The sequence below is a fragment of the Pseudoalteromonas sp. S558 genome, assembly GCF_005886635.1.
In the GTDB taxonomy this organism is placed as follows: Bacteria; Pseudomonadota; Gammaproteobacteria; order Enterobacterales; family Alteromonadaceae; genus Pseudoalteromonas; species Pseudoalteromonas aliena.
Window position 1 is genome coordinate 24,636 of sequence record NZ_PNDU01000023.1, and the last position, 13,292, is coordinate 37,927.

The window sequence follows — 13,292 nt, forward strand, 5'->3', positions numbered from 1 at the left end:
GTAACTCCACAACAACAAATTGACACTAATTTTATATAGCAATTTATGTGCCTAAATAGTGCCAGTTAAGAATTTACCGCCGTATCTTATTTATATGTAATTGAATTTACGCTTTGTATCCGTTTTCAATTCCTTTCACTGCTATCGCGACGGCATCGTGAGCATGTAATGATTCGTAATGATTGATTTGCAACCAATAATCGGCATGGTTGCTTGCTTCAAGACTCGCTTTTATTTTGCGAGCTGCGTCTTCACAAAACATCAGGTTTTGACCATTTAGGCGAGCAAATTCCTGTTCGTCTTCTCGCTTTACAGCAGCCTGAACAGGTGTTTTTAGCTCATTTTCAAGAGTATTAATTAAGTTTACAACATCAAACTCGTTAATATCACGGTTGAGTTTAACCTTTACATTAGCAATTGAACGCTGAGAATGAGGTGTTGCAACAATACCTTGCGTAGTACCAAGCCATTCGTGAACATCTTTTTGACTTAATGTATCTTGATTGAATTTTTCGTTAAATGCATTTTGTATAAGCTGACGCGCGAGAGCTGCCGAGCATGGGCAAGTTGATGAGTAGGTAACATCGACGGTTAACTCATAGCTAATTATATTGTGCTCAATAGTACTGGTTAATGTTAATGGATAGCTCTTCCAGCCGACTTTACCACTCAATAGTGATTTTCGACGCAGTGGTAATTCAAATTTAAATTCTATTTGCGCTTTGTCACTGAGATTTTCATGGCTACTAATAAAGGTATTGAGTGTGTTAGCTAACGTCTGCGGATTAACTTGTTGCTCGGTTGAAAGTACATCGAGTGCTAAATATAAGCGCGACATATGAATGCCTTTAGCATCTTCTTTATGCAAGTTTACAAATGCGCGGGCTTTCGCATTAACGGTAACAGGAGCAAGGTCGCGCGATTCAAAAATAAATGGCAGCTCAATTTCAGCCATGCCAACCCAGTCTAACTTACCGGTTTGTAAGGCGGGAGCCGTGTCGGCTATGTCGGGCATGTTAGTTTGCATGGTATGTTACTCGTTATTAGCAATGATAAAGCGACGTATTTTACATGAAATAACCACTGGCTGAAACGAAGACTTTTAACTGTCGCTATCTTCAAAGGTGAATTTTTTCTATTTTTGTCGCACAACATGAAAATAGCGAATAGAAAAATGCTAAAATCGGCGAAAATAATATGTTTAGTATTTTGTTCTGCTCTATTTATATTTAAGCACACAGCTAAGAGATAAACTTAACTATGACCGATTACTCTTTGAGCCCTTGGGTTCGAATTCTTTCTAGCCTGATAACTCGATTTGGTGAGTTTAAAGCGGCCGTTGCTTGCTATACGCTATTTCTGACAGCGTCGCTTATTTTATCAAGCATGTTTTATTATGTGGCTGTAGGGGAAATTCACCTTGTTGATATTTTAGCCGTCATCTTTTTTACCGCAGTGGTTTCTCCGTTAGTCATCAGTGTATTATTAAATTCAATTCGTCAATTAGATGCTTCGTATGCTTATCTTGATAGTGCTACTAAGCAGGAAAAACTATTAAACCAAACACTCAAAGATAACATTAGTCGATTAAATGTTGAGATCGACGAACGTAAAATGGCGTTTCATGCTAAACACCGTGCAATTGAAGAGCTTCGTAAAGAGATAGCAGAGCGTAAAAAAACGCAGCAAGAGCTTGCGCAGCAAGGTATGTTATTACGCTCAATTGTTGATTCGTCCCCTGATTTATTTTATTACCGTGATAATAATGGCGTATTTGCGGGTTGTAATAAAATGTTTGAAGAGGTGATGGGTAAAACGAGTGCTGAGCTTATTGGTAAAACGGCAGAGCAAACGTTTCCAAGTGAGTTTTTGTCTGAAGTACTAGAAACAGATAAGCAGGTAGAGCAAACCCATCAAGCGATAACAATTGATGTTGGCTACGATGTTGAAGGTGAAAAACGTTGGTTTGAGTTGCGTAAACTTCCTTTCATTAATGACGAAGGTGATTATATTGGCTTACTTGGCTTTGGCCGTGATATTACGAGCCGTAAAGAGGCCGCTCAAGCACTCGAAACCGCCTATAAAGATAAAGGGAAATTTATTGCCACCCTCAGCCACGAATTGCGGACACCGCTAAATGGTATTGTAGGGTTAACGCGTATGCTGCTTGATACCGATCTAGATAAACAACAGCGTAGCTGGAGTAATACTATTTTTTCGAGCGCTGAAACGCTAGGTAATATTTTTAACGATATTATAGATCTAGACAAAATAGACAGAGAGCAGCTTGATATAGCAACTAATCCTATTAATGTCTCTGACTTTATAAACGATGTTGTTAATTTTGCGGGACTTATTGCTGAGCAAAAAGATCTTGAATTTAATATTGAGCGCAGCGGTATGCTTGATATATATGCATTGCTCGATCCTACTCGTTTGCGTCAAGTCGTTTGGAATCTAATAAATAATGCAGTTAAGTTTACTCAAAGCGGTGAAGTTAAACTTGAATGTGTGCGTGAGAATCGTATTGAAGGCCCTTGGCTAATAATGAAAATATCAGATACAGGCCAAGGTATTCCACCAGAGCAGCTACCGCGTATATTTGATATGTATTATAAAGCACCTGATTTAAAAGGGACTAATGCCATTGGCTCTGGAATAGGCTTGTCGGTTACCAAAGCGCTGGTTAGTGCAATGAGAGGTGTGATCACCGTTGAAAGTAGCGAAGGTGAGGGCAGCTGCTTTACAGTCCAAATTCCACTCAATCTATGTATAGCACCAACAGAGCAAAGTTATGTTGGCCGTGGACTCTATATTTTATTGGTAGAAGATGTGCCGCTTAATGCTGAAATTGCAACTAACTTATTAGAGCAGCGAGGTCATGAAGTACTGTGGGCCGAAACGGGCGAAGACGCTTTGTCTTTTGTCGAAACTGAAGATGATTTAGATTTAGTCTTACTCGACATGCAATTGCCTGATATAAATGGCGATGAAGTAGCGAGGCAGATAAGAGCAGATAGCCATTTTGATAAATTACCAATAGTGGCACTGACGGCTAATGTAAGAAGTGCAGAAGAAGAGCTTAAAGGTATATCTATACAAGGTGCGCTCGCAAAACCTATTAATACTGTAAAGCTTGATAAAATGCTGGCTGATTTATTTGATATAAAGCAAATTGAGAGTAGTACACCACAATTAAAAGTAAGTGATGAGGCTCTTATTGGTATTAATGCGCATTTACTCGATGCTGAAACAATTGAAGACTTTGTTAACTCTATGGGCTTAGTTGTATTTAGGCGCAGTAGTCAGTTATTTGAAAAACTTAATCCACAGTATCAGCAAGAGCTACTGACTTCATTAAATGCAGGTGATAGAGAAGAATACAAATCTGTAGCGCACAAGCTCAAAGGAGCGGCAGGTTCGGTTGGCTTAAATGATGTGCAATTACATGCAAAAGTCATGGAGCATGGTGCTACAGAGGAAACTGATGGTGTATTAAAAGAGTGGTTGAATGTATTAGCAGATAAAATAAATGAAGGGCAACAAGCCCTTCATTTATTTTTACAACAATTAGAATAACAGTGAATTATTTTAATTAGCTGTCGATTTTACCTATAAAGCGATAACCTTCACCGTGGATGGTGCTAATTAGCTCCGACGTTGAGTTGTCGCTTTCAAAATGCTTACGAATACGACGGATAGTAACGTCAACAGTTCGGTCATTTGCGCGAAGTTCACGACCAGTCATATGTTTGATTAATTGCTCACGGCTAAAAATACGACCTGGAGAATCAAGCATCAAGCGCAATGCTCTATATTCACCTTTAGGTAAACGTTTAGCATCACCACTTGGAGAAGTAAGGCAACGGCTATTCTCATCAAGTTCCCAGCCATTAAACGTAATAACACCATTTGTTTCTAGTGTTGATTCTTCACCGCCTAGAGCTGTTCGAGTAATTAAATTACGAGCTCGAATAGTCAATTCACGTGGGTTGAATGGTTTGGTGATGTAATCATCTGCACCAATTTCAAGACCTAAAATGCGGTCAACGTCGTTATCACGGCCAGTTAAGAAAATAAGGCCTACTTTACGCTTTTGGCGTAATTCACGGGCTAATATAAGGCCGTTTTTACCTGGAAGATTGATGTCCATAACTACAAGATTGACGTCATCATTATTTGTAAGCTTGTCATGCATATCATCGCCATCAATGGCTTCAATAACTTTGTAACCTTCAGCTTCAAATAAACTAACGAGGTTTAGTCGAGTTACGTCTTCATCCTCTACGATTAGAATGACTGGCGTTTGCATTATTTATTAACCTTTTTGGATTGTTTTACGTACAAAAAAACCGATCTTATTTTATAAAAATCAATTGCTAGAGATTATAGAATCTTATCTAATTGTTAACAAGTAAAAACAATTTGGATAAAAATAAAACAGTAGAGGGATCCAAAGTCTACCTAAAAAGGGCTATGCAAAAACTACTGTTTAATCGATATATTAGCGGATGCAGCTGTTTGAATTATAAGCGTCGAAGCGATTTTCTCTAAAAGTTGATACATCCATCAACGGTATAAAGATATTTAAAATTATCAGACTAATTCAAAGCGAAATTATATCATTTTCTAACCTTTCATCAATGTATGTGATATCACAAATACGATAAAGTTCATAAAGTATTTTGTATTAATTATTTAATGAAATTAAATAGTTTTTCACTATACACCACATGCCTCTTAAATGAGGCCATAAAGTCGTAATTCAAGTACAAACCTTAAGTTTATGCACTTTTAGTAATATTTATTTTAGGGTATTGTAATTATAAATCGGGTTCCCTGTTTTTCTTCTAAATCAAATAGAATTCTACCGCCTAACGCTTGAGTTACTAAATTGTAAACTAAGTGCATGCCAAGCCCACTCGCGCCTTGCCCTCTTTTTGATGTTACAAAGGGATCAAAAATTCGATGTTGAATTGTTTTATCAACACCTTGGCCATTATCGCTGTAGGTTATAATTATATGCTCTTGTGCTTGTTCAATATCAATAACTATTTTATTATTTTCAATGCCTACAAACCCATGAATAATTGAATTGAGTAGTAGCTGCTGAAATATTTGCTGTAAGGGCTCTGGTTTGCTTTGGACAATTAAGTCAGTGGGGCAGTTAATTGTAATTGTAGGTTTTTTTACAATCAGCTCGGAATGTATTGATATTAATATATCGCTAATAAGTTTATGAATATTAATATGTATTTTAGCACCGTCATCTTGAATAACCGCTACTTTTTTGAAGTTGGAAATTAAATCGGCGACGCGATTTAAACTACGATAAATTAAATCTAAATTTTCGATGCCTTCATCTATAAAGCGCTTCAATTGATTGGAGGTTAGTTTTTTCTCATCAAAACTAATTCGAACATCAGCGAGTTTATCACGTAATAAAGTTGAACTTGTGATCCCAAGCCCTATAGGCGTGTTAACTTCGTGAGCTACCCCTGCAACCATTTGTCCGAGGGAAGCCATTTTTTCATTTTCAACAATTTGCGTCTGATACTGATGCATTCGCTCTAATGTTGCGAGCAATTCTTGATTGGCTTCTCTGAGTGCAATTGTTCGTTGATTTACTTTTCCCTCAAGGCTCTGATTAAGTTGTTTTATTTCTTCTTTATCTTTTTCATGTCGCTTTAGCTGTCGTTGAGTTCTGGTTAGCATAATATTTAAGCTATTAGAAAGTGCAGTAATTTCTTTCACGTTTGTTGCAGGTGCACGGGCATCGTAGTTATGATTTTTAGATACATCCTGCAAAAGCATACTCAGCTGCTCAATAGGTTTAGCAATTCGTTTTTGTACCTTAATAGCGATGAAATAAACAACAACGAGTATTAATAAGGTCAATAATATATCAATAAAGATTTTTTGTTTTATATAGTCATCTAAACTTTCAAGGCTGCCGCGCATATAAACATAGCCAACGAGTTCTTTATTATTATAAATAGGGCGTATAAGTTCAATGTGATCATTTACTATATTGGGCGTTTTTAATTCATTTATACTGTCTATTTTAAGCGGTACAGGTGGTGTTTTTTTTGCATTAAAGCTGATAAAAAATGCAGGTTGCTGTGATTTTTTTTCAATAGAATAAATATGAATGTTTTTTATTAGTGGAATTTTATCAAACGACTTCAATCGTTTTTCTTCTGTTTGTCGATCATCATTGATGACTGAGTTACTAGCATCAAAAGCCACAATTTCAGAGAGGATAACAAGTTTACTAATAATTAATTGTTTCTGTTCTTTTACGCTTAAATAAGTGGAAATAGAGATAGATAACGATAAACAAATAGCGGTTATCAGCATGATTAAATTTATTAATGCTTTGCGGATACTGCTTTGATGTACTTTTTTAGGCATTATGTCATCGTCGACTGAGTTAATTGTACTGATTGAAATTTAAGTTTAGCAAAGGCGAAGGGAAATGGAGGAAAAAATTAAACATTATATCTATTCGTAAGTAGGGTTGAGCACAAAATCACCCAACCCATATAAATATCTAGCTACTGTATACTGCAAATTTGTTGCTTTTGAACACGGTTTGATAATTATCAAATTGCGTTTCAAGAATCGGAGTATATTTTAAAAAGCTGTTTGCCACTATATTCAATTTACCCGTCTTAGTTAGATGTTGCTTGGCGTTTGATAAAAAAGCTTCAGCGACTGTGTAATCAGTAGATATGCCTGTATGAAATGGCGGGTTGCTAATGATTAGGTCAAATTTACCCGTAATGCTGTTAAGGCCATCGCTTAATAAAGCTTCGCCTTTAATGCTATTAAGCTTTAGAGTTTGCTCAGTTGCATAGGTAGCCAACGCACTTACATCACTACATGTAAAATCTAGAGCTGGATTTTTTAAGCCTAAAAATGTAGCTATTAAGCCCGCACCACAACCAAAGTCCAGCACTTTACCTTGCTTAATGGTTGGCGCGTTTTCAAGTAGTACCTTTGTACCAATATCTAAACCGCCGTGATTAAATACACCCGGTACGCTAATTGCTGTAAATTCTGTATCCGCGACAGTGACTAAAAACTGTTTATGGTATTGAGTTATATCAAAACGAAGGTGTTGTTTAATTTCAGAAAAAGAATAAAGAACACAATGTTTTGCAGAATCAATTTTATTACTATAAACAGTTTTACCTGCCAATTGTTTTTCAATTGACTTAACGCCGCTTTTGTTTTCGCCTACAACTAACAGTTTGGCGTCAGTTGTAATAACTGCGCGAATGTTATCGAGCGTCATTAATAGTTCAGGTTTTGATTTGGGGTAGTAAAGAATTACTAAGTCGTAGCTGTGGCCTGAAATTGTATGATCAATGAAAATATCAACATCTTTCGTATTTTTAGCAAATTCGCCATTGGCATGATTATAGCTAAATGCAGTTATTTTACTTTGCGGATTAAGTTTTTTAAGTTCAGTTAAAAAGCCATCCTGAGCAAAGTTGACCACCAAGATAGATTTACCCGTTAGTTCCTCGCTATTTCGAAGTAACAGTAAACTAGGGTTGGTTAATACGCTCATAAATGGCTTTGCCTTACATATGTTTAGTTTTATTAGAGTTAAAAAGAGTCTTTAAAGTTATTAATTACTTAGTGCGCTCAAACATTAAATCCCATACGCCATGTCCTAAGCGATGACCACGTTGTTCAAACTTAGTTAACGGGCGCAAATCTGGGCGTGGAACGTAATCGTTCGTCTCTGACTGATTTTTAAAGCCAGGAGCCACTTTCATAACCTCAAGCATATGTTCAGCGTAGTTTTCCCAATCTGTGGCCATATGAAAAACGCCGCCCACTTTTAGTTGAGTTCTTAATTTTTCAACAAACTCAGCTTGCACAATACGACGTTTATGATGGCGCTTTTTATGCCAAGGATCTGGGAAAAACAATTGCAGTGTTGTCAGGCTTTCATCTGCAATACAATCTGCAAGTACTTCAATTGCATCATGTTCAAAAATACGTAAATTTGTAATACCCGCTTCATCAGCGTCCATTAAGCATGCGCCAACGCCAGGGCGATGTACTTCAATACCTATAAAATTTAGATGCGGCGCATTTTTTGCCATCTCTACAAGCGATTTGCCCATACCAAAACCAATTTCAAGCACTACATCATTATTATTACCAAAAACTTCGCTTAAATTAAGCATGCCGTTTTTATGCTCTAAGCCCATAGTTGGCCAGCATTTTTCAATTGCTGCGGCTTGACCTTTGGTTAATCGACCTTCGCGTTTTACAAAACTGCGAATAGTGCGGATGTATTTACCTTCTTGCTTAGCTTGCTCAAGATTACTGTTGCTTGATTCACTCATATTATTGGCCTGACAAAAACAATGTGTATAAAAATGGTTGCGTATTATCCCTGACCAAGCCGCCAATCACAAGTATTAGCTTATTTTACACCCCCTATAGCTTGATCTTTTTAATAACTGCAATAGACTGAGCCGCCATTGAGCACGAGTGAAAGTTATAATATGTTAGATCTAAATAAAGAACAGTCTCATTGGTTTTCAAACCAAGTGGTTGATTGGTATCACCTTCATGGTCGTAAAACGCTTCCGTGGCAGTTAGGCAAGACACCCTATAAAGTATGGGTGTCTGAGGTAATGCTTCAGCAGACCCAAGTTGTTACTGTTATTCCTTACTTTGAAAGATTTATGGAGAGCTTTCCAAATATTATTGCTTTGGCAAATGCTGATGAAGATCACGTATTGCATCATTGGACGGGCTTAGGTTATTACGCCCGCGCTCGTAACCTTCATAAAACAGCTAAAATAGTACGCGATAAGTACAACGGAGAGTTTCCTCAAACACTTGAAGAGGTTATTGCATTACCAGGGATAGGGCGCTCCACAGCGGGAGCTGTACTGTCGTTGTCGCTTGGCCAGCATCATCCAATTTTAGATGGCAATGTTAAACGAGTATTGGCGCGTTATTTTATGATTGAAGGCTGGTATGGTGTAAAAAAAGTAGAGAATCAGCTTTGGCATTTATCAGAGCAATTAACACCTGAAAACAATGTGACAGAGTTTAATCAAGCGATGATGGATTTAGGGTCAAGTTTATGCTCTCGAAGTCGTTTTGATTGCCAAGCGTGTCCATTGAATAGCCACTGCGGCGCTTTCAATGCTGGCAAAGTAAAAGAGTTTCCTCATTCAAAACCTAAAAAAGCAAGCCCTAAAAAAAGCTGTCATCAGTTAATTATAAAATGTGATGATAAAGTTTTAATGGAGAAAAGGCCTAGTTCGGGTATTTGGGGTGGTCTTTTTGGCTTTTTTGAATTTAACGAGCGTCAAGATTTAGAGGCATTTTTAGCTCAACAGGGATTTAAAATGGAGTTAGAGTCGCTTGATCCATTTGTGCATGTGTTCTCACATTTTGAATTGACGATAAATCCACATGTGCTCAATATTGATAGTATTTTAGATGTCGTAAACGACAGGCAATTAGTCTGGTACCCATTAGATCAATCTGTAGAGGTAGGTTTGGCTGCCCCAACTAAAAAGTTGGTTAAACAAATCGCACCAATAGGTTAAACTGTTAGCATTTAGCGCTAAAGAGAATTAATTATGGCACGTACAGTATTTTGTCAAAAGTTACAAAAAGAAGCTGAAGGCCTTGGGTTTCAGTTATATCCAGGTGAAATTGGCGAAAAGATTTTTAATAACATTTCTAAAGAAGCTTTTGCGCAATGGCAGCATAAACAAACAATGTTGATCAATGAAAAGCATCTTAATATGATGGATCCAGAGCATCGTACTTTTTTAGAAGAGCAAATGGTTGGCTTTTTATTTGAAGGCAAAGATGTAGAAATTGAAGGCTATCGACCGCCAGAAAAGTAACGTATTCAAATTTTAAAAAAAGGGCTATTTAGCCCTTTTTTATAGCTTATAAAACTTAATCGATTAATTCATCTTCTTGCTCGGAAGTTTTAATTTGTTCTTTTAAAAATTGAGCTGCTTTGGAGTATTCAATCTCTAGCTGATCCCTTAAACCAATGAGCTCATCAACGGTTAGCTCACCCGCTTTACATTTATCTTCAAACGTAGTTGTTAGATCTGCAACCATTTCTGCTCCAATGGTTTTTGAGATTGATTTTAGCTGATGACAACTTCCAATTATTTCATTTAAATCATTCATCATAACGCCTGAGTTGATTGACTTGATCAAACTTTGACTTTGATCTAAATACATTTTGAAAAAGCGTATTTGCTTAGCTTTATCACCATTTATGTATTTTTCGACGGCTTCCATGTCTATTGGCAATGCTATATTTTGATGAATAATCTCATTTTTACTTTGGTTTTGTTTATCACTCCAACGGCTTAGTGTGTCTTCCAGCGCATTTAGTTCTATTGGTTTAGTGATGAAATCGTTGATGCCAACGGCTAAACAGCGTTCTTTTTCGCCTTTTAAAGCATTTGCTGTAACGGCAATAATATAAGGTTGTGCGTCTATTGCTTCTAGTAATTCAGCTTCGCCTCGAATTTTTTCGACCATATCGTAACCAGACATTTTAGGCATATGTAAATCTGTTAAAATAAGTGAGTAGTTACTTTTACGCCACATATTAAGGCCTTCTTCACCATCATTAGCAACCTCAACGCCGTATCCCAATATGTGTAATTGATCAGTTAAAACTTGCTGGTTAAGTAAGTTATCTTCAACAAGCAGTATTAATTTATTCGCTTGACGTGCTTGTTCAACGTTTAGCTGGCTCTTAAGTGTTTTAGTTTTTTTGATTTTTTTCGGTTTATGTAGACCCGCTGCCACAAGCACAGAGAGCATAAAGTTTGACTTACATAATGGTGATGCATTGATGTAAAAAATATTGTTGTGGTTAATCGCTGCTTCGTCTAGTTTACTTAGCACGACGACTTGCTGGTTATTGTCCTCTAGAGAGTAAAGTAGGCGTCTTAATAAAGCATTAATACTATCCATATTATCAATACCATCAACGACCCAAATTACATCTCTAACATCGAGTTGGGTTTCAATGTCTTGCTCGTTATGTGCATAGGTTATTTTAGCGCCCATAAATGACAAATAGCGATACATAATCTTTTCACGTTCTAAATGGTTACTTACTACAACAATGTGTTTTCCATCTAAAGCATTTTTATGAGCATATTGAATTTTACCTTTAATACTAAATGGCAATTCAACCGTAAATTCGCTTCCAATACCAATATGGCTAGTTACATGTATTGTGCCAAGCATTAACTCAGTTAAGCTTTTGCAAATTGAAAGGCCTAGGCCTGTGCCACCATACTCTCTGGTAATTGAGTTTTCAGCTTGGATGAAAGGATTAAATATTTCCCGTAACTGAGACTGGGTCATGCCTTTACCGTTATCGGTTACACAAAAACGTAGAGTAAAGTGATCGGCAGTATTATGGGCAACTTCAACAGATATTTTTACATGGCCCTGTGTTTTGTCGTCAGTACTGGTAAATTTAATCGCGTTGCTACATAAATTATAAAGTACTTGGCGCACTCTAACCGTGTCGCCCATAAGATTAGTTGGAATATCAGGTGCTATAGATAACTCTAAATCAAGCTCACGCTTTTTAGCGACAGAAGACAGTACTCGAGAGACTTCTTCAATAGTATCGGTTACTGAAAAGGGAATGGGATCGATGTTTAATCGGCCCGCTTCAATTTTTGAAAAGTCTAAAATATCGTCTAAAATACTCAATAATGAAAAAGCGGATTCGCGAATAATGGTGCTCAAACGATGTTGCGCACCATCAAGTTCTGTTTGTCTTAATAAGTCAATTGTTCCAATAACACCATTCATAGGCGTTCTTATTTCATGACTCATGGTTGCTAAGAAGGTTGTTTTAGTCTCACTGGCACGTTCAGCTTTTAATGAGGCTTGTTCTAGTGCAATTGTACGGTTATGAACTTCTGTATCTAAACCATTTTGCAGTTTCTTTAATTCTACTTGTGCATCATCGTTACTAGTCATAGCCGTTTGCGTTTTTTGCAGAAGCAAATTAATATTTTTTGCGATCTCACCAAGCCCAATATCTAATTGCTCATTTACATTACTATTGTAATTACCAGTGTCGGTTATAGTGTGTAATTCATTGCTCAGCAAAGTAATACTTTTACTTACACGGTTGTTAACATATCGATTAAAGAGCAGTGCTAATAGAAAAAGCGCTATAACACTGGCAAAAGCTATAACATAAGTAATTATTTGAGAATCTAATGTGCTTAATGCAGAACCCGATACGTCTTGCTTAATGATCAACTCACCAATTGGTTGCCCGTTAAGCATTAATACATGGTGTAAAATATTGTCTTCAATTAAATATTTACTGAGCTGAATAGGAAGCGGTGCTGGTTTTACGCTACTGTAAACCAGTTCCGTTTGCGACGAAGCACTAAAGCGATACAGAGTATATTGAAAGTTATTATCAAGTAACGATGTTAAATCTAATAGTTGCTTTACTTTTCCTTGGCCAGACATGGTTAGTGCATCTACCATAGGTAAATCTAGCCTTGTTGCAAGTTTATTAATATCAATAGAAGATACGACTTCTTCAGTATGGTTTTTATTAGACGGATAAAAAGAATAAGCAACAATAGCGAGTGTTGTGACCACAATATTGATGATTAAAAAAAGAGGCAATAAGCCTTTGACCGGAGAGGAAAATTTGTTCTGCATTACTTGTTCCCATTGGTATGTTTAATACGATAAGCCCTTATCGTGTTTATCTTGGTAATCGTAACAGTTACAAAAAATAATTCACTACGTGTTTAGTCTGGTTTAAATGTATTTATAGTTTGTTTTAATACTCAACAGTAGTAAAAATAAGCGTTATTGATAAAAAACAGACCGAGTTGGCTGAAAACCGTTCAAACAGTTATTAAAGTAGAAAAAAAAGTTGACTTGTAAGGGCAAAACTCGTTTAATACGCCGCACGCCCAGATAGCCCAGTCAGTAGAGCTAAGTGGGAATTGTATTGAAAATCCTTTAAGATTTTTAATTAGCACTGTTTAAGTGCCTCGATAGCTCAGTTGGTAGAGCAGAGGATTGAAAATCCTCGTGTCCCTGGTTCGATTCCGGGTCGAGGCACCATTTATTAAAGTAGTGGTGTTTAATCAACAGTTTAAACATTATTACGCGTGCCTTAGCACACAGTTTTGTGTGCCGACTTAGCTCAGCTGGTAGAGCAACTGACTTGTAATCAGTAGGTCAACCGTTCGACTCGGTTAGTCGGCACC

Annotated in this window: 9 protein-coding genes and 2 tRNA genes; 5 read left to right on the forward strand and 6 right to left on the reverse strand. The window is 36.9% G+C overall.

Going from position 1 to position 13,292, the window contains the following annotated elements:
• Nucleotides 1-106 precede the first annotated feature (106 nt).
• Nucleotides 107-1,027 carry a GTP cyclohydrolase FolE2 gene (gene folE2, locus CWB66_RS02150; RefSeq protein WP_138584168.1) on the reverse strand — a complete coding sequence of 307 codons (921 nt, stop codon included), beginning with the start codon at nt 1,025-1,027 and terminating at the stop codon, nt 107-109.
• A 233-nt stretch (nt 1,028-1,260) separates the two neighbouring features.
• Here folE2 and arcB point away from each other — a divergent pair, with 233 nt between their 5' ends.
• Nucleotides 1,261-3,579: an aerobic respiration two-component sensor histidine kinase ArcB gene (gene arcB, locus CWB66_RS02155; RefSeq protein ID WP_138584169.1), complete on the forward strand. Its 2,319-nt coding sequence runs from the start codon at nt 1,261-1,263 to the stop codon at nt 3,577-3,579.
• Nucleotides 3,580-3,595: 16 nt separating this feature from the next.
• Here arcB and arcA read toward each other — a convergent pair whose 3' ends face one another.
• From arcA to trmB, 4 genes are all read right to left on the reverse strand, one after another.
• Complete coding sequence (gene arcA, locus CWB66_RS02160; RefSeq protein WP_077537035.1) at nt 3,596-4,312, reverse strand: two-component system response regulator ArcA; 717 nt, start codon at nt 4,310-4,312, stop codon at nt 3,596-3,598.
• A 497-nt stretch (nt 4,313-4,809) separates the two neighbouring features.
• Nucleotides 4,810-6,414 carry a sensor histidine kinase gene (locus tag CWB66_RS02165; protein ID WP_138584170.1) on the reverse strand — a complete coding sequence of 535 codons (1,605 nt, stop codon included), beginning with the start codon at nt 6,412-6,414 and terminating at the stop codon, nt 4,810-4,812.
• Between the two features lie 139 nt (nt 6,415-6,553).
• Nucleotides 6,554-7,579, reverse strand: a complete 1,026-nt coding sequence (locus tag CWB66_RS02170; RefSeq protein WP_138584171.1) for a methyltransferase — start codon at nt 7,577-7,579, stop codon at nt 6,554-6,556.
• Nucleotides 7,580-7,643: 64 nt separating this feature from the next.
• Nucleotides 7,644-8,369, reverse strand: a complete 726-nt coding sequence (gene trmB / locus CWB66_RS02175; protein WP_138584172.1) for a tRNA (guanosine(46)-N7)-methyltransferase TrmB — start codon at nt 8,367-8,369, stop codon at nt 7,644-7,646.
• 162 nt (nt 8,370-8,531) lie between these two features.
• On the opposite strand from trmB, the gene mutY reads away from it, so the two are divergent.
• Nucleotides 8,532-9,593 carry an A/G-specific adenine glycosylase gene (gene mutY, locus CWB66_RS02180; protein ID WP_138584173.1) on the forward strand — a complete coding sequence of 354 codons (1,062 nt, stop codon included), beginning with the start codon at nt 8,532-8,534 and terminating at the stop codon, nt 9,591-9,593.
• Nucleotides 9,594-9,626: 33 nt separating this feature from the next.
• Nucleotides 9,627-9,899, forward strand: a complete 273-nt coding sequence (locus CWB66_RS02185) for an oxidative damage protection protein (RefSeq protein ID WP_077537040.1) — start codon at nt 9,627-9,629, stop codon at nt 9,897-9,899.
• Nucleotides 9,900-9,954: 55 nt separating this feature from the next.
• On the opposite strand, the gene CWB66_RS02190 is transcribed toward CWB66_RS02185, so the two are convergent.
• Entirely contained in the window at nt 9,955-12,732 is a 2,778-nt protein-coding gene (locus tag CWB66_RS02190; RefSeq protein WP_138584174.1) for a hybrid sensor histidine kinase/response regulator, read from the reverse strand.
• A gap of 338 nt (nt 12,733-13,070) precedes the next feature.
• Here CWB66_RS02190 and CWB66_RS02195 point away from each other — a divergent pair.
• Nucleotides 13,071-13,146, forward strand: a tRNA-Phe gene (locus CWB66_RS02195).
• Between the two features lie 71 nt (nt 13,147-13,217).
• Nucleotides 13,218-13,290: transfer RNA gene (locus CWB66_RS02200), tRNA-Thr, on the forward strand.
• The last annotated feature ends 2 nt before the right edge of the window (nt 13,291-13,292 follow it).